The 16,702-nt window shown below is 43.8% G+C and carries 18 protein-coding genes; 13 read left to right on the plus strand and 5 right to left on the minus strand.

All coding sequences use genetic code 11. The features are described from left to right. Window positions 1–87: 87 nt before the first annotated feature. On the minus strand, window positions 88–663 hold the full coding sequence (locus M3152_RS14165) for a hypothetical protein (RefSeq protein WP_251696000.1): 576 nt from the start codon (window positions 661–663) through the stop codon (window positions 88–90). Between the two features lie 190 nt (window positions 664–853). Here M3152_RS14165 and M3152_RS14170 point away from each other — a divergent pair, with 190 nt between their 5' ends. The 3 genes from M3152_RS14170 to M3152_RS14180 are packed head-to-tail and all read left to right on the plus strand — an operon-like array spanning window position 854 to window position 2,689. Beyond that, entirely contained in the window at window positions 854–1,411 is a 558-nt protein-coding gene (locus M3152_RS14170; RefSeq protein ID WP_251696002.1) for a GNAT family N-acetyltransferase, read from the plus strand. Continuing rightward, window positions 1,408–1,899, plus strand: coding sequence for a DinB family protein (locus tag M3152_RS14175; RefSeq protein WP_251696004.1), 492 nt, complete (start codon window positions 1,408–1,410; stop codon window positions 1,897–1,899). The genes M3152_RS14170 and M3152_RS14175 overlap by 4 nt, the downstream gene beginning before the upstream one ends. Before the next feature lie 49 nt (window positions 1,900–1,948). Beyond that, window positions 1,949–2,689: a phosphotransferase family protein gene (locus M3152_RS14180; protein ID WP_251696006.1), complete on the plus strand. Its 741-nt coding sequence runs from the start codon at window positions 1,949–1,951 to the stop codon at window positions 2,687–2,689. A gap of 121 nt (window positions 2,690–2,810) precedes the next feature. Here M3152_RS14180 and M3152_RS14185 read toward each other — a convergent pair whose 3' ends face one another. Next, complete coding sequence (locus M3152_RS14185) at window positions 2,811–3,287, minus strand: pyridoxamine 5'-phosphate oxidase family protein (RefSeq protein ID WP_251696008.1); 477 nt, start codon at window positions 3,285–3,287, stop codon at window positions 2,811–2,813. Window positions 3,288–3,431: 144 nt separating this feature from the next. Between M3152_RS14185 and M3152_RS14190 the strand changes: the two genes are divergently transcribed. The 9 genes from M3152_RS14190 to M3152_RS14230 all read left to right on the plus strand — a co-directional run bounded on the left by M3152_RS14190 (window position 3,432) and on the right by M3152_RS14230 (window position 10,786). Further along, window positions 3,432–4,100 carry a phospholipid phosphatase gene (locus tag M3152_RS14190; RefSeq protein ID WP_251696011.1) on the plus strand — a complete coding sequence of 223 codons (669 nt, stop codon included), beginning with the start codon at window positions 3,432–3,434 and terminating at the stop codon, window positions 4,098–4,100. Window positions 4,101–4,353: 253 nt separating this feature from the next. After that, window positions 4,354–5,271 (plus strand): ATP-binding cassette domain-containing protein, encoded by a 918-nt coding sequence (locus M3152_RS14195; protein WP_251696013.1) that lies wholly within the window; start codon window positions 4,354–4,356, stop codon window positions 5,269–5,271. Next, window positions 5,264–6,043: an ABC transporter permease gene (locus M3152_RS14200; protein ID WP_251696015.1), complete on the plus strand. Its 780-nt coding sequence runs from the start codon at window positions 5,264–5,266 to the stop codon at window positions 6,041–6,043. Before M3152_RS14195 ends, M3152_RS14200 begins: the two co-directional genes overlap by 8 nt. Window positions 6,044–6,194: 151 nt before the next feature. Then, window positions 6,195–6,965, plus strand: coding sequence for a response regulator transcription factor (locus tag M3152_RS14205; protein WP_251696017.1), 771 nt, complete (start codon window positions 6,195–6,197; stop codon window positions 6,963–6,965). A gap of 21 nt (window positions 6,966–6,986) precedes the next feature. After that, a complete protein-coding gene (locus tag M3152_RS14210; RefSeq protein ID WP_251696019.1) occupies window positions 6,987–7,895 on the plus strand; it encodes a sensor histidine kinase in 909 nt (302 codons plus the stop codon). A gap of 95 nt (window positions 7,896–7,990) precedes the next feature. Beyond that, complete coding sequence (locus tag M3152_RS14215) at window positions 7,991–8,509, plus strand: nucleoside deaminase (RefSeq protein WP_251696021.1); 519 nt, start codon at window positions 7,991–7,993, stop codon at window positions 8,507–8,509. 74 nt (window positions 8,510–8,583) lie between these two features. Continuing rightward, window positions 8,584–8,964, plus strand: coding sequence for a DoxX family membrane protein (locus tag M3152_RS14220; protein WP_251696366.1), 381 nt, complete (start codon window positions 8,584–8,586; stop codon window positions 8,962–8,964). A gap of 265 nt (window positions 8,965–9,229) precedes the next feature. Then, complete coding sequence (locus tag M3152_RS14225) at window positions 9,230–9,841, plus strand: FMN-binding negative transcriptional regulator (RefSeq protein ID WP_251696023.1); 612 nt, start codon at window positions 9,230–9,232, stop codon at window positions 9,839–9,841. 51 nt (window positions 9,842–9,892) lie between these two features. Continuing rightward, the gene (locus M3152_RS14230; protein WP_251696024.1) at window positions 9,893–10,786 is read left to right on the plus strand and encodes an AraC family transcriptional regulator; all 894 of its coding nucleotides are present in this window, start codon (window positions 9,893–9,895) and stop codon (window positions 10,784–10,786) included. Between the two features lie 5 nt (window positions 10,787–10,791). Here the strand turns inward: M3152_RS14230 and M3152_RS14235 are convergent, their stop codons facing one another. Further along, window positions 10,792–12,024, minus strand: a complete 1,233-nt coding sequence (locus M3152_RS14235) for an MFS transporter (protein WP_251696025.1) — start codon at window positions 12,022–12,024, stop codon at window positions 10,792–10,794. Between the two features lie 191 nt (window positions 12,025–12,215). On the opposite strand from M3152_RS14235, the gene M3152_RS14240 reads away from it, so the two are divergent. Continuing rightward, complete coding sequence (locus M3152_RS14240; RefSeq protein ID WP_251696027.1) at window positions 12,216–14,327, plus strand: ATP-dependent Clp protease ATP-binding subunit; 2,112 nt, start codon at window positions 12,216–12,218, stop codon at window positions 14,325–14,327. Between the two features lie 190 nt (window positions 14,328–14,517). On the opposite strand, the gene M3152_RS14245 is transcribed toward M3152_RS14240, so the two are convergent. Both M3152_RS14245 and M3152_RS14250 read right to left on the minus strand, forming a co-directional pair. Further along, window positions 14,518–14,973, minus strand: a complete 456-nt coding sequence (locus tag M3152_RS14245) for a CoxG family protein (RefSeq protein WP_251696029.1) — start codon at window positions 14,971–14,973, stop codon at window positions 14,518–14,520. 18 nt (window positions 14,974–14,991) lie between these two features. After that, window positions 14,992–16,668: an FAD-dependent oxidoreductase gene (locus M3152_RS14250; protein ID WP_251696031.1), complete on the minus strand. Its 1,677-nt coding sequence runs from the start codon at window positions 16,666–16,668 to the stop codon at window positions 14,992–14,994. Window positions 16,669–16,702 lie beyond the last annotated feature (34 nt).

Here is a 16,702-nt window from a genome sequence, read left to right on the forward strand (position 1 = left end):
CTATCTGTATTTATATGAAAAATCTTGAATTGTCATAAATGTGTGATGCACAGGCACCGTTAAAAGGCGCCGTTAAAAATGCACCGTTTATAGAGGGGGCACCGCTTTGAGAATTGGTTTGATTTTGCGGAGGGTGAAGAGACTGAGTTCCGTCCAGATCCAACTGTAGAGCAGGGAGAAGGTGAAAATTAGGAGCAAGGTGAGCGGGTTGATTGCTGATGAGACGGTTGGGCCAAGTACAGGGAAGCCTAGTGCGTACAGGGGGACGCTGATGCCGATCGTTAATAGAAGACCATTCGTCAGGACTACTTGCGGACGCTTATTCAGTTTGCGGAGCGTCCATCCTAACCCGAGGCCAAGTAATCCTGTTGTAAAGGGGAAGATGATTAACTCGCTAGGTTGCAGTAAGAACAACAGGAGGATTGTGACTGTGTAGGCGAAGACGCCAGAGCGCAAGGACAGTAGGGTGGCGATCATTATAGAAGCAGTGGAAAAGGGGCTGATGGCAAATCCAATTGGGGGCAGCAATCCGCCTGCTGATTGCAGAATGGCCGTGAGTGCAGCCATCAATGCCATGAAAAGTAGCTTTTTTGTGGGATGCCATCTAGTGAAAACTCGGTGGATGTACTGTGGATGCGATGGAAGTGTTTTCGTGAAATGCATGGTCTATCTCCTTTGGTAAGCAAGCCTTTCTCTATGTTATTGACAACGGCTGTTTTCCGTGCGGGTTATGGGTGCCGGAAAGTTGGATTCAGATAATACACGTGCACAGGCACCGGATCACACATAGAATCTCTTAATGACAATCGGAAGAGTTGTGCTATTCTAAATAAAAGCAAAAGGAGTTGCCGACATGATATTTCCTGAACTAGTAACAGAACGGCTATATTTGGTAGAAGTCAATAAGGAGCATGCCCAAGGGATATTCAATAACTTCTCAAATCCTGCAGTCCTCCAATATTACGGAATGGATCCGATGACTGAATTGAAGCAGGCGGAAAAGCTGGTAGAGCATTTTAGGAATTCCTTTTTATCGAGTCACAGCATCCGGTGGGCCATTCTTCGAAAGGAGGATAACCGTTTCACGGGGACAATCGGCTTGAATAATCTTTCGAAAGGAATGAAACGGGCGGAAATCGGCTTTGAAATCCACCCGGATTATTGGCGAACCGGAATGACATCGGAGGCATTGAAGGCGGTATTGGACTATTCATTCACAGAGTTGGGTCTGCACCGAATGGGAGCTGTCACGTTCTTGGATAATGTTGCTTCCATTGGGCTGTTAGAAAAGCATGGTTTTGTACAAGAGGGAATCCTGCGCAGCTATCTCTTCCAAAACGGACAATCGCATGATGCACGGGTGTTCTCGGTGTTGAAAAACGAATCAACTAATCTGGAGGATGCCTTATGAAGACATTATTTGCGTATAACTGGCAAGTTAGAGAGGATTGGTATCGCTGGTGTGAAGAGGTGGAGGAGGCAGAGCTTCTCCGCACCCGAACTGGCGGAGTTGGCTGCATTCTAGAGACGCTGTTCCACATAATCGACGTAGAATGGAGTTGGATCCGGGTGTTGGAAGGAAAGCCCGCTCCCCTAGAGAGCTTTGAAGACTTTAAGACTCTAGCGAAGATCCGAGAGCTGGATATGCGATTCAAGCCGGAAGTGGAGGAGTTTGTGCGGAATTGGGAGGAGAGCATGGAGCATAATCTGCTTCAGAGTAAGTTGCCCGATGGCAGGATTGTGACAGATGCTTGGGGCGAGGTAATGCGGCATATCATTGCACATGAAATTCATCATATCGGGCAGCTGTCGGTGTGGGCGAGGGAGATCGGGAAGAAGCCGGTTTCCGCTAGCGCAATCGGTCGAGAGCTTATACCGCATAAAACAGACGTTAGATGATTTCATAAAGTGATCACGGGAAATCATTAACGTTTTTAGGAGATATTAAATGATATTAGGGAATCTAATTGGAGAAGGGAATACCGCTGTAATTTATCTTTACGATAATAAAATCGTCAAAGTATTTAAAGATCACTTGCCGGATACCGAATCTGCTTACGAGGCGAATAAACAACGGTTTGCATATGCATGCGGACTTCCTGTTCCTAAAATTTTAGATGTCACGAAGATTGATGGGAAACAAGCGATCATCATGGAGTATATCGAAGGGAAGACAATCGGGGAGTTGTTTTTTGAGGACATGGAGCGAGCGGAGTATTACATTGGGCTTTCCATTGACATCCAGCAGAAAATTCACCAGATGCGCGCGGAATCACTTGAGCCGATGTCCGAAAAACTACTACGGCAACTCGAGGATTCTTCTTTGGATGCATTTCAAAAAGAAATATTGATGAAAAAGTTAAATTCAATGACATATGAAAACAGGCTTTGCCATGGAGATTTTCATTTATTAAATTTAATAATGTCAGGCGGTAAAGTGACAATTATCGATTGGGTGGATGCGAGTGCGGGGGATATTCGCGCTGATGTTTGTCGGACGTATCTATTGTATTCAGAACGATCGATTGAAACGGCCGAACTTTATTTACGATTGTATTGTGAAAAAAGCGGATTGGCGAAAGAAGATATTTTGCAATGGGCCCCGATCCTTGCGGGGGCAAGATTAACTGAAAATGTGCCTACGGAAAGCAGGGAGCGTTTATTGGCTATTGTTAATCAGTATGTGTAAATGTTATTGCGCCGTACATTTATGCAATCTGAAAATATATCGGATCGTATTTTCGACTTATATGCACCACATCAACATAGCAAAATGGATTGTCCCTTGAACGAGACAATCCATTTAGTTGTCATTTCTTCAATTCAATCGTTTCATTCACATCTGTTGATTTAGAACTTTGCCCTGTCATGCGTTTATAGAAAAAGGCGATTTTCTTCGTCAAATTGCCGGTTTCCCAGTATTCGGCAGCTTCCGCTTTCACCTTTATCAAGACAAGATTAGGATCATCATAAGAAGTTTGCATTATTTTCTCGTAAGCTTTGCTCCATAATTCCTTTTTCTTGTTTATATCCTCAACGACTTCTGCTCTTCCACGTACGGAAACATAGGACTTACCTGCATAAGCCACATTCACATCTTGGTCATGTGAAATTTCTTCATATTTATTGGTTTCCTTCTTCGTGAAAAACCATAAGTCACCATCAAACTCAACTTCTTGTGTTTTCATAGGGCGAGAAACAAGCCCTTCTTCAGATAGCGTAGTGAGCATTGCTGTATCAATGTCTTTGATTAACTCTCTTAATGTTTGTATTTCTTCTTGTTTCATTACACATCACCTCGGTCATATTGTAGAAGTAGTTTTCCCTCTACCCTAACTATTTAAACAGGCATCGAGATTGGAGTGTCATGGAATGAGGTTAACAACTGACTGATATGGGAAAAACAAACTAAACAAACAAAGGAGCCAGCTATGGATCAGATACTTTATATGCTATTCACCTTCGCTTATATCTCGTTACTCATTTGGGGATTAAAAGGTATCAATGCACAAGAGGTTAGCAAGTGGGCGAGTGTTGTCTACCTTGTCGTCATAGCGCTTATCTATGACAACGGGATTTTAGCGATTGGTCACTGGATAGGAGAAGGAGCTCTCTTAGAAAAATTAAATGCAGTTAGGTTTTGGACGCATGCCATTGTTACACCATTACTTGTGCTCTACTCGATTGGAACCTTACGCGAAAGCGGCGTTTCATGGGCAAGAAAAACGTGGGTAACGATTCTTTCTGTCCTCTACACTATTGCCGCTATCATACTCGAAATCATATTTGTCACTGCAGATCTACGATTACAAGTTGAAAAAGAATATGGGGTTGTCAGCTATGGATCAGTAGACCCGCCAAGTGGTCCTCCCGTTATGATTCTTTTCGTCACTATAGCTATGCTCATTGCCGGTGGAGTGTTATGGAAGAAGACAGGATGGGCCGTGTTTTTCATAGGTGTAGTCATCATGACAATCGGCAGTGCCGTCCCGCTTGACGTTGGAAGCAATGCGATTACCAACTTATTTGAACTGATTTTGCTGACATCGTTAGTCTGGACAAAGCGGAAGCTTATACAGGGAGAGTTGCACGTGAAATGATAATTGTGTGGGTGCCTGTGCAGCACACTATTCAGACTATGCACTACAATTGCATAATAAATAAGTAGAAGCCAACAATATCAGCATTTAGTTGGCTTCTTTGTGTATTAAAATTACTATTATTGAATTGTCATAAATGTGTGGTGCACAGGCACCGTGAAAAGTTCTTTACGCTTTCTTTATACTTTTCCGGTCGAATTATTTATACTTGCCGTTTATTCTTAGATTATCAGTATTGAAAGGATGATCGTGTATGTCTGAAACTATTTTAAAAGCGACGAATGTATCTAAGATATATGGGAAACAAAAAGTGCTCGATAAAGTTTCGATTGAAATAAAACGAGGGATGATTTACGGGTTAATTGGGGAGAACGGTGCGGGGAAGTCGACATTCATGCGTACGATTATGGGATTGATTACAATCGACGAAGGGAATATCGAACTACTTGGTGAAACGAGCATGAAAGGCTTGCAGCAAGCCCGCCGTAAAATGGGCCAGTCTATTGAAACGCCTGCGCTTTATCCAGAATTGACAGCCCGTCAGAATTTAAGGGTCCAAGCGGCCAATGGCGGGGTCAGTGAACGGAACATTGAAGAATTGCTTCATTTAATGAACCTCAGTCACACGAATGATAAAAAAGCGAAGAATTTCTCGTTAGGAATGCGCCAACGGTTAGCGATTGCTTCCACGCTTATTACGAACCCTGAATTCCTAATCTTGGACGAGCCGACGAACGGTCTCGATCCTTCAGGCATTGTTGAAATGCGTGAAATCATTCAACGACTCGTAACGGAGCGCGGGATGACTGTCTTACTATCCAGTCACTTATTGGATGAGCTGTCGCAGATTGCGACCCATTACGGTATTTTGCATAACGGGAAAATCATTAATGAACTATCGAAGGAAGAGTTAGCGCGTGAAACCCGTCAATTCATCGAACTGGAAACGGCAGACGCGCAAAAGGCGGTCGTCATCCTCGATCAGCTCGGAATCAAAGACTACGAAGTGATCAATGGAACGGAAATCAATATTTATGAAAAGCTGGACGATGTAGCTGCCATCAACCGCGCATTGGTCGTAGGGGATGTGGACGTTTCACGCATCGGTACGTCACGACAAAAACTTGAAGATTATTTCTTACAAGTAACAGGAGGGATCCCTCATGCTTAATCTGTTAGCAGCTGAAAGAATAAAGCTTTTTCGTAGTAAGAAATTATATATTGTCCTCGGTATTCTATTCTTCCTGCCGATTATGCAAGCCGTCAGTTTTCATTTCGAGGTGCTAAATGGGAAAGAGCCTGTCCAAATCATTGAGACAGTTATCAATGGAGCGACAGCAATTTTAATGATTAAAAAGAACGGCCTCACAATTTTGCTTGTATTAAGCGCTTTTATTAGTTTTTTAATTGGTGAAGAGTTCCATAATGGAACAATTCGCAATGCGTTGTCGTTAGGTCGGAGCCGCACGCATTATTATTTAACTAAACTTGCTGTCGCTGCATCCGTTTCCATCGTCAGTGTCATTGGGCTGACGCTAATTAGTATGATCAGCTATTCAATCGCTTTCGGCTTCGGTGGCATCGCGGAGATTACAAATTATACTAGTTATTCTATAAAAACATTCGGTACGCTCACCTTATTACTATTATCTAGTGTATCTATCTACGTGATGATTAGCTTTCTAACGAAAAATAGCAGTTTTTCATTGATCTGGAGTTTTCTTTATACGATTGCAACAGGATTTCTTCCGTCACTGTTCCAACAAACCGAACATTTTAAGCATATGACAAATTGGTTCTCGCAAACATTTCTATTTTACTGGGATTTTGCTCAACCAGCGACTGTGGCCCAATACCCTGAGATGATTTTAGTCAGCCTCATTACGATTGTGCTATCATCAGCAGTAGGAATTCTTTTGTTTACACGAACAGACGTAAAGTGAAACTTCAATCAGGGGGCTCATTCCCCACTGATTGTTAGTTGAACCAATCGGGCTTTTACGGGCAGTTGATTCCCGCCTTAAGGTGGGAGTCTTACAGCCCGTTAATGCGGGGTAAAGTGAAACTTCAATCAGGGGGCTCATTCCCCGCTGATTGTTAGTTGAACCAATCGGGCTTTTACGGGCAGTTGATTCCCGCCTTAGGGTGGGAGTCTTACAGCCCGTTAATGCGGGGAAAAGTAGGTCGATAACAATCGCAACGATATTAATTATAGAAGATGATAACGCAATTCATTCGTTAATCAAAGAAGCATTGACGTTGAATGGATTTGACACATTGAGTGCGTATTCAGGGACTGAAGGGAAAATGTTGTTTGAACAAAGCGAAGTGGATGTTGTCCTCTTGGATCTGATGCTCCCAGGGATGAACGGGGAAGAGTTTCTTCAGGAACTACGGCAAAAGTCAACCGTCCCCGTCATGGTGATTTCAGCAAAAAATGACCAACAATCGAAATTGGAACTTTTGTCGAATGGGGCGGATGATTATATTACAAAACCGTTCGATGTACAGGAGCTGCTTGTCCGGATTAACATCCAATTGCGCCATGCAGCAAAAGCTTCCTTCAGTGGAATGAAAGAGATCCATTACAACGAAATCAGTGTGAATGTAGATACACGTGAAGTGAAGGTCAATGGCCAAACGCTCCATTTAACAGGGCGTGAATATGCAATCCTCCTTCTATTCCTCGAGAATCCGAAGAAGGTGTTCAGTCGCGCTAATATTTATGAAAGTGTCTGGAATGAACCATACTTTGATGGCGATAAAACGATTAATATGCACATCAGTAATTTGAGAAATAAGCTTAATGGTAATGAGACAAACTATATTAAAACAATATGGGGCATAGGCTTCAAATTTGATTAATGAAAAGGAGCGTGATTTGTTATGTGGGCATTGGTTTTTGCTTTCTTGACAGTCACGCTTCTTTTTTATAGTTATTTTATAAAGCGGGAGCTACGGAAATTGCGGCAGCAGGTGAAGGAGATTCCGAAGTACGCCAGTTTTGGCAGTCGGCTATCATTCGATTTCCGCGAGAAGGAATTAATGCAATTAGTCGATGAACTGAATCATATGATTGATGCGTTTGAAGATAAAAACCGTCAAGCGAAGCAGATGGAAGAGAATGTGAAGTTATCCATCGCCGGACTCTCTCATGATTTACGGACACCACTCACGTCCATCAACGGCTATGTGCAGCTGTTAAATGGGACGCGGGATGAAACGAAGAGAATGCATTATGTAAAAATCATCGAACAATCCGTCAAACGATTAATTGACATGACCGACCACTTCTATGACTTGGCACGAATTGAGACGAATCAAAAGGAAATGACATTAGCCTCCATATCGCTCTCCACTGTCGTCGAAGAAATCTTCCTATCGTTTTATGAACAATTTGAGGAACAGAATATCGAACTCCAATTTCCCGAACAACTGCAAGACACGCAAATCATTGCGGACAAGTTCATGCTCATCCGCGTCCTCCAAAACATCGCTCAAAACATCCTTCGCTATGCGAAGAGCAAAGCGGTGATTAGCTATCGGAATGAAGGTGGCGATCTTGTTTTCATCATAAAAAATGACGTGAAGGCTGATAGTAAAGTGGCTGTGGAAAAAGTTTTCACGCGTTTCTATACGGAAGTGTCGAGTCGAACGAACACCGAAGCAAGCGGGTTAGGCCTTTATTTATCTAAGAAGATCATAGAGAAAATGGATGGAAACATGGATGCAGAGTTAAATGGAAGTTGGTTTATACTTACCATCCGTCTCCCGCTCAATCGCAATCAGTTGTAAAGCCAACCATTTGCGGTTGGCTTTTTTGATTGTCTCATGAGGAAGGAGTTACGGGGATGTGTGCAGAAGGTATAGACAAAAGGAGTTGATGGAAGATGATTACGGATCAAGATAAGGTTTACCTTCAAATGGCGCTAGAAGAGGCGGAGCTTGCTCTTGAGGAGAATACATATCCAGTTGGGGCAATACTTGTCGATGAACAATTCAACGTTATTGCAAAAGGGAGAAACCGAGTACATACGATAAAAGACACTACTGCGCATGCGGAAATCGAAGCGATACGCAATGCGGGCGAAGCTATATTTGAGGCGAAAATACATAACAAATCCTTTACGCTCTACAGTTCGTTGGAGCCGTGTCCGATGTGCACAGGTGGGATTCTGTTTGCGAAAATCCAGAGAGTTGTTTGGCTGTTAAATGATGATTTGGGCTTTGGTGCGTTTCAGAAGATGAAGGATGCGGCTATCTTTGAATCGAAATTCAATCGGATCGAGATGATTGCGGAGCCAGACGAGGAGCTCAAAAATCGGCAACTGAAGCTGATGTCTGAATGGGAGAACAATGCGAATCACGTCAGCAATTTGCGAAAGACGGTCAAAGTAGGTACTAATTGAGTTGCTCATTTTCCGGTGTGCTTTTTCGTAGGATAGAAGAGAATGAGGAAAAGGAGCTGGACGATTTGGCAAAGATGGCATTGCATTGTAGCAGGATCTTTTTGGGTGTCATGTTTTTAGTCGCGGGCATCAATGGCTATTTCGTGATCTTCGGGTGGGAGCCGTTTATCGCAACAAGTCCGGAAGCAATGGCATTATTTGAATTCAAGTATCTATTGATTACAGAAAAATCATTAGAAATCATATGTGGAATTCTACTTTTATCTAATCGATTCGTTCCATTGGCTATTGCAATATTAGCTCCGATTGTCACCAATATTCTTTTACTCCATCTATTTCTCGATCATTCATTACTTCCACTAGCCGTCCTGCTTGTCCTTGCTATTAGCTATCTCTTGTTCTCCTACAGAAAAAACTTCACGGGGATAGTAGAGAGAAAGGCAAATCCATCATAGATACTTTCTGAATAGTTCCGGTGCCTGTGCATGACACAATTCAGACTATACACTACAAATGCATAAAAAAAATAAAGAAATCAACCGATTCAATAGTGGGTTGATTTCTTTTTGCATTAATACAATTATTAGTGAATAGTCATAATTGGTTGGCGCACAGGCACCAATCAATTGGCACCAATCAATTAATGTCGACCAACCAATTATGCCTTGTGTAAATGACGGAAACTTGGAATAATTAACGAGAGAAATGGGGGATTTTTCTATGTATATTCCAAAATACTTTAAGGTTACTGATGTCGAGGAAATCAAGGGGTTCATCCAGGGAAATTCCTTTGGAACGCTTGTGACGACGAAAAAGGGGAGACCGATTGCGACGCATTTGCCTTTCGGGTTTCGTGAAAAAGACGATGATTGGTATATTACAGGGCATATGGCTTATGGCAATCCGCAGTGGAGGACGTTTGAAACGTGCGAGGAAGCCCTTGTCATGTTTCAGGGGCCACATGCGTATGTTTCTTCTTCGTGGTACTCGAGTGAAAATGTTCCGACGTGGAATTACCAATCAGTCCATCTTTACGGGAAGGCGAGCATTCTACCAAGAGAAGAATTAGTAGAAGACTTGAAGAGGATGCTTGAAAAATATGAGGGACATCGCGAAAAACCAGTGTTATGGGAAACACTTTCCCCGAAGCTTCTTGAAAGTGAACTGAAAGGCATTGTTGGATTCAAGATAAAGGTGGAGGAGGCCCAGGCTGCCTATAAATTAAGCCAGAACCGAAATGAAATGGATTATGCAAACATCATTGAGCAACTACAAAACGAAGAAAACCCACAATCACGACAAGTGGCGGAACGAATGAAAAAGAAGTCATGACTAAAAGACAGATCATAAAGGCGGGCGTTTTCAATTCAACAGATCCATTTATTGCAAAAGGTCATCGACTATATAGAAGAACATATAAAGGAAGAAATTCAACCTGAGGAACTGGCGAAAGCGACCGGATATTCTCCCTTCCATTTCTATCGGATGTTTCATCAGCATATCGGCTATACCGTTATGGATTATGTCGTGAAAAGGAAGTTGCAGTACGCGTTATATGAGTTGGTGAACGGGAAAAAAGTGATTGAAATCGCTTTGGACTATGGATTTGAAACCCATTCCGGTTTTACGAAAGCGTTTAAACGGGTTTTTGGAAGTCCACCAAGTCTATACCGGCTGCATTGCCCGACTTCATTGCCACCTAAATTGGATTTGCTGAACTTGCGTCAAAAGGAAGTTGGCGGCATCGTCATGCAACCGAAAATCGTGCAGAGGGAAGGCTTTACGATTGCCGGGAAAACCTATGAAAGTACGATGGATAACGTGTTTTACACGAGGGATGCCCCTGCATTCTGGGATCAGCGCATCGCGCCGGAAGAGGCGATTGAAACGATGTTGTATGACAAGCTATCCCCGAAAAAACATGGGGAGTACTGCGTAAATCTGAATGATCGAGAAATGAATCGGACGTTCACTTATTTATTTGCAGTCGATTGCGATGAGGAAGATGCGCAGCTTCCAGAAGGGCTGACGAAGCTGCGCATCAAACCTTCGACGTATGCAGTGTTTACCATTCCCCCAGTAGATGTAGAGCGGTTTGTGCCAGCGATAAAAGGGACGTGGAAATTCATATTGGAGGATTGGCTGCCGCAGTCGTCTTACGAAGTCGATGAGCAAGGCTATGATTTCGAGTATTACGATGAACGTTGCCATGACTGGATTTATGAGAAAATCACAATGGAAATTTATGTGCCAATCAAAGAAAAAGACAAAGTGTGAATGACTCACGCTTTGTCTTTTTTTATGACGGCTGTGTATAAAAACAATACGGGCATGATGAAGCATGCACTTACAAGGATGGCCGTTTTCACCGCGAATCGTGTAGCAATCACACCAATAATCGGGCCGCCGCCAATTTGACCGATGGCATCGACTTGGCCCTTGACTGAAAAGAAGGTTGCCCGTGTCGAGGAGTCAGGAATGATTTTATTCAACCAAATGTCCTCCAATGGGTACATGACTTGCCTAGTCACTTGGATCACGACATAACAGACGAGCAAGCTTGCGACAAGACCCGAGAACGCAAACCCGATGAGAGAAATAATAAGTAGTGAAGCGCCTATGAATAGCGCAACGTAAATATGCCTCAAATTCGAATGGATTGAACTTCGGTTAATAAAGTGAAGCACCGTAAAGGAAAGTAGGACGACAATGAATTGAAGTCCGCCCATGAAGAGAACCAATTTTTCATTCGAAAGTGAAGCCAAAGCGGATACGTCAATGAAGTGCGTCATCCATAAACGGTCGAATCCTTCGCTGTACAAGCCGATGAACAACGCGATCAGAAGCATCATTCTCATAACGAAACTCGCTTTGGAATAAACAACGATTTTCTTCATATTTCCTTTCATGCTATCCCACGTAGAAACCCTTTTCCCCGTCTGCAATGGTTTGAAATTTTTCTCTTCCATGAAAAACAGTAAGTAGATCGCGAGTCCAAGCATGCAGATGCCCCCGATGATAATCGGTAGGTTAATCATGAAATAACCGGTTAGGATGCTAAGCGGAATTGCGATGATTTGGCCAAGCTTCCCGAATTTTGCTCCTCTAATGAATGCGAGCGATGCCCGTTCTTCCCCGATTTCATCCGCAATCCACGCCTGCTGCGCACCGCTCGTAAACGTATACCCGATGCCCCATGCGATTTGCGAGAAGATGACAGTGGCGAATAAAGGGAAAATCCCTTCCATTATGAATCCGAATCCGATTAAGAAATAACCGATGATGAGTGATAGCTTTCGGCTTTTTAGGTCGGCTAATACGCCAGTCGGAATTTCGAATAGGAAAACCGTCAGCTCCAAAACGGTTCCTACCAAAACGAGCTGGAGCGGATCGAGCTTCACGACTTGTACGTGGTATAACAAATTCACCGTGAAGATGAATGTGAAAAACAGCTGTGATAAGAAGCAAGTGAACAAGTAAACTAAATACGGATCTTTTCTGGTATAAGTACTCATGATTATCCCCCTCCACCTGATTATAGGGAAAGGGAAGGCTGTCATCTTGTCCAAATTTGCGATGTTGTTTGTTGTACATCAAACAAAAATGTTGAAAGTCAAAGAAGGTCAGTGTATAATAAGTATATAAGTCAAAGATAGTCAAGGTCAGATAACATAAATGAATGAGAACGAAAAGGAGGAAATGGCTTATGAAATGTCAAAATTGTGGTAAGAACGAAGCGACAATGAGCTTTCGCCTTCAAGTGAATCATCAACGAATGCAGATAAATTTATGTCATACATGTTTCCAAGAAGTTCAGGGGCAGATGAAGTTGCCATCCTTTGGTCAGGATGCAAATCAGTTTTTCCAAGCGAATGGTAACCCTCAAGCTCATACGCAAGTTAGGGAAGTCGATGGAAATCAAGGCAACGGGTTGTTGGACCAACTTGGCAAAAACATTTCGAATGATGCGAAGGAAGGTAAAATCGACCCGGTCATCGGCCGCGATCAAGAAGTGAAACGTGTTATTGAGACGTTAAATAGAAGAAACAAAAACAATCCGGTGCTCATCGGGGAGCCTGGTGTCGGTAAAACAGCGATTGCAGAAGGACTTGCAGTAAAAATTTATGAAGGCGATGTCCCGGCGAAACTGTTGAACAAACAAGTTTACGTGTTAGATGTCGCTTCACTAGTGACGAATACCGGAATCCGCGGTCAATTCGAAGAGCGGATGAAACAATTGATTGAGGAGATTGAAAATCGGAAAGATGTCATCGTGTTCATTGATGAAATCCATCTTCTCGTCGGGGCGGGTTCAACGGAAGGCTCCAAAATGGATGCAGGGAATATCCTGAAACCAGCATTGGCGCGTGGTAGCATGCAGCTCATCGGGGCAACGACGTTGAAAGAATATCGTCAAATTGAAAAAGATGCTGCGCTTGAACGCCGCTTCCAGCCAATCATCGTAAAAGAGCCTTCTATGGAAGACGCCATTACGATCTTGAACGGAATTAGAGACCGCTATGAAGCGTTCCATGAAGTGCGTTATTCGGATGAAGCGATTCGAGCATTTGTCACGTTATCACAACGCTATATCCAAGACCGGTTCTTGCCGGACAAGGCAATTGATTTAATGGATGAAGTAGGGGCACGCTTGAATCTTAAACACTCTTCTGCAGATGCAGATTCAATCGAAAAACGGTTGGAAGAAGTCGTCCTGGAAAAAGGACAAGCTGCAGAAGCGGAAGACTATGAAAAGGCGGCAGCGTTGCGCGAAGAAGAAATTCAGTTGCGTCAAAGATTAGAAGAAGCCCAACAAGGCGGGAAATCCTTCATTGAAGTGACTGTCGAAGAGATTGAGGAAATTGTAGAAGAAAAGACAGGCATTCCAGTGACGAAACTGCAAGCATCGGAACAAGCGAAAATGAACGACCTTGCAGAAAATTTACGTACGAAAGTAATTGGACAACAAGAAGCGGTTGATAAAATCGCGAAAGCAATCCGTCGAAGCCGTGCAGGATTAAAATCGAAGACTCGTCCAATCGGATCGTTCCTATTCGTCGGTCCTACGGGTGTCGGTAAAACTGAAATTACGAAAGTATTGGCGGAAGAGCTATTCGGTTCCCGTGACACGTTAATTCGCCTCGACATGAGTGAATACATGGAGAAACATGCCGTGTCCAAAATCATCGGCTCCCCTCCAGGCTACGTAGGTCACGAAGAAGCAGGCCAATTAACGGAACAAGTCCGCCGCAAACCTTATTCGATTTTGCTGCTTGATGAAATTGAAAAAGCGCACCCTGACGTTCAGCATATGTTCCTTCAAATTATGGAAGATGGTCGATTGACTGATTCGCACGGCCGGACAGTGAGCTTCAAAGACACGGTCATCATTATGACAAGCAACGCCGGAACAGGGGACAAGAAAGTAAGTGTCGGATTTAATCAAACCGCACATGAATCCGTATCCACGCTGGAGTCACTTGGAGACTACTTCAAACCTGAATTCCTGAACCGATTCGATGCGATCGTGTCGTTCAACGAATTGACAGAAGACAATCTACTCGAAATCGTCGACTTGATGCTCGTTGATTTGGAAGAAGCAATTGAAGAAAACGACATCGCAATCTCCATCTCTCCAGAAGCGAAACGGGAATTGGTGAAGCTCGGCTACGACAAACGTTTCGGAGCACGACCACTTCGCAGAGTCATCCAAGACAAAATCGAAGACCCATTAACAGACCTCATTTTGGAAGAAGACGAGATTGAAAAAGTCCACGTTGACGTAGTGGATGAAGAGATTGTCGTAAGTAAAGTGTAATTGTGTGAGAATTGTGTGGGTGCCTGTGCATCACACTATTCAGTAAACACACTACAATTGTATAAAATAAATTAAGAAGCCAACCGTATCAATACTCGGTTGGCTTCTTGCTGTATTTATATAACTTTTCATGAATTGTCATAAATGTGTGGTGCACAGGCACCGGTTTTTGGGGGCACCGGTTTTGCGTTTAAATTCTCTTCAACTCAATACTCGTAATTTCCTCTGCAATGGCTCTTGTTAAGTCTGCTGCTGTTTTGGGGACGAATGACTTTAAGATTGCGTTCACCATCGGTCCCATTACCCCTTTAGCGGTGATGTCCAAGTTCCCGATCATTTCGGTTTTTGAGTCCGAGATGGCGACAGCTTTAAAATAACCGTTGCCCGCGAAGTTTTCATTCAATCCCGTCAAGTCGAATGTGACGAGTGAAGGCTCGCTCCATTCCGTAATGTCGATTTGCAGCTTCACGGTCTTTTGCATAATGCCGATGTCGCCTTTAAACGTCCACGTGGATTGCTTGTCATTCAAAATCTCATGTTCAATATATCCTGGGACGAGGGGTGCCCACCTGTTCATGTCACTTACAAAATCCCATACCTTTTCAATCGGGATGTCCAATTCTGTCGTATGTGTTCCGCTAGGCATTTTCTTATTCCTCCTTTATTATGCTAAAACAATCTCTTCGCTGCTTATAGTACGCGCTGGTGCGCTGCCAATATGCATCCCAGCCAAATAACCGAATGTCAAAGCCGGTCCGATTGTGCCGCCTGCGCCCGGGTATGCGCCGCCCAATATGCCCATCGCTGCGTTGCCTGCAGCATAGAGTCCTGGAATGACTTCTCCACGTAAACTGATGACTTGTCCATGTGCATTAATGCGCGGTCCGCCATTGGTGCCGAGCGATCCTGCGTGAACCGGTAATGCGTAAAATGGCCCTTTTTCAATGGGTCCAATCATCGCTTCACGGCCTTGGAATCTCGTCGCGAAATTTTCAAAGTGCAACGTTCCGCGATTGAAATCGGGATCTTCATGGTGAACAGCATGCTTATTAAAACGCTCGACTGTTGCCTCAAGCTGATCCGGTTCGACTCCGATCTTTTCAGCGAGCTCCCGAATGCTGTTGGCTTGCGCAACCCAGTCCGGTGCGTTTTCACCAGGTGCCATCGTAACGATCAACGCGCGGTCTTTCAGCTTCTGATCAAAAATCATCCATACTCCAGACTCATTCGGCAATGATTGTGAGTTTTGATCATATGTGTAAAATGATTTTGGGAGATCCATATAAGTCGAACCTTCATTCACAAAGCGTTTCCCGTGTTTATTGACAAGTATCGAATTCGCCATTGTCCGTGCTTGCGAGTCGATTTGATTGTAAACTTTTCCTTCGTATTCAATGGTCGGGTCAACGAATGCCGGTGACCACCAAGCTTCACTCATGTTGGCTAGTGCTGCTCCTGCTTCCATCGCCATGATCAACCCGTCTCCTTCATTGTGGGAAGGTGATTGCGGGTGCGTAATCGCCCCTTTTAGGAATGAACGGACAAGCTCTTTGTTCCATTCAAATCCACCGGAGGCAATCATGACGCCTTTTCGTGCACCTATGAAAATGTCTGCCCCATCCTCTTTTTCTGCCCGGATTCCAATGACAGCTCCTTCATCATTCATCACGAGTTCCTTTCCAGGTGTGGAAGTGAGTGTTTGAATGCCGCGATCTAAAACCGCTTTAAAAAGACTGCCAGCCAAAGCCCGTCCCATTGTCGTAATGTTGTTCTCCATCCGAGTTGCAACAATAGTGAAGTCAATATCTCCCGGATCGGCAGCCCCGCCTTCTTCCAGAGTCAATGGAGGGAAGATCGGGTTTCTTCTGATTCTCTCTGACCATTCCCCTAAATCGTTCAAAGGAAACGGAAGGGGGTCGAGTGAACGGCCTTCCTTTTTGCCCCCAGGCAAGTTTGCATAATAGTCGCCATACCCTTTAGGGACCGCAAATCTCACTGGAGTATGCTCGTGAAGATAGTCAATCATCTTTGCACCATTTTCGATATATACATCAATCAATTCCGGATCGGGCTCTTTGCCATGCGTCAGTTTTGTAATATACATTTTCGCTTCTTCATGGGAATCTTCCAAACCAAGCTCTCTCATATAACGGTTATTCGGAATCCAAGGAATGCCGCCGGAAAAAGCTGTCGTACCACCAATCTGGTCTGATTTTTCAAAGATGACCACTTCTGCACCTTGATCATGGGCGAGGATAGCTGTTGTTAACGCAGCGCCCCCACTGCCTAAAACGACCACATCTGTTACCGCATCCCACTTCACGTCATTCTTCATAATCATTTTAATAACCCCCTTATCATTTAGAAGCGCTTTC

Origin of the sequence: Sporosarcina luteola (assembly GCF_023715245.1) — a bacterium.
Lineage (GTDB): Bacteria > Bacillota > Bacilli > Bacillales_A > Planococcaceae > Sporosarcina > Sporosarcina luteola_C.

Excerpts from the sequence above, each read along its gene's own strand:
- M3152_RS14165 (WP_251696000.1), bottom strand. The coding sequence starts at position 663 with ATGCATTTCACGAAAACACTTCCATCGCATCCACAGTACATCCACCGA.
- M3152_RS14170 (WP_251696002.1), top strand. The coding sequence starts at position 854 with ATGATATTTCCTGAACTAGTAACAGAACGGCTATATTTGGTAGAAGTC.
- M3152_RS14175 (WP_251696004.1), top strand. The coding sequence starts at position 1,408 with ATGAAGACATTATTTGCGTATAACTGGCAAGTTAGAGAGGATTGGTAT.
- M3152_RS14180 (WP_251696006.1), top strand. The coding sequence starts at position 1,949 with ATGATATTAGGGAATCTAATTGGAGAAGGGAATACCGCTGTAATTTAT.
- M3152_RS14185 (WP_251696008.1), bottom strand. The coding sequence starts at position 3,287 with ATGAAACAAGAAGAAATACAAACATTAAGAGAGTTAATCAAAGACATT.
- M3152_RS14190 (WP_251696011.1), top strand. The coding sequence starts at position 3,432 with ATGGATCAGATACTTTATATGCTATTCACCTTCGCTTATATCTCGTTA.
- M3152_RS14195 (WP_251696013.1), top strand. The coding sequence starts at position 4,354 with ATGTCTGAAACTATTTTAAAAGCGACGAATGTATCTAAGATATATGGG.
- M3152_RS14200 (WP_251696015.1), top strand. The coding sequence starts at position 5,264 with ATGCTTAATCTGTTAGCAGCTGAAAGAATAAAGCTTTTTCGTAGTAAG.
- M3152_RS14210 (WP_251696019.1), top strand. The coding sequence starts at position 6,987 with ATGTGGGCATTGGTTTTTGCTTTCTTGACAGTCACGCTTCTTTTTTAT.
- M3152_RS14215 (WP_251696021.1), top strand. The coding sequence starts at position 7,991 with ATGATTACGGATCAAGATAAGGTTTACCTTCAAATGGCGCTAGAAGAG.
- M3152_RS14220 (WP_251696366.1), top strand. The coding sequence starts at position 8,584 with ATGGCATTGCATTGTAGCAGGATCTTTTTGGGTGTCATGTTTTTAGTC.
- M3152_RS14225 (WP_251696023.1), top strand. The coding sequence starts at position 9,230 with ATGTATATTCCAAAATACTTTAAGGTTACTGATGTCGAGGAAATCAAG.
- M3152_RS14235 (WP_251696025.1), bottom strand. The coding sequence starts at position 12,024 with ATGAGTACTTATACCAGAAAAGATCCGTATTTAGTTTACTTGTTCACT.
- M3152_RS14240 (WP_251696027.1), top strand. The coding sequence starts at position 12,216 with ATGAAATGTCAAAATTGTGGTAAGAACGAAGCGACAATGAGCTTTCGC.
- M3152_RS14245 (WP_251696029.1), bottom strand. The coding sequence starts at position 14,973 with ATGCCTAGCGGAACACATACGACAGAATTGGACATCCCGATTGAAAAG.
- M3152_RS14250 (WP_251696031.1), bottom strand. The coding sequence starts at position 16,668 with ATGATTATGAAGAATGACGTGAAGTGGGATGCGGTAACAGATGTGGTC.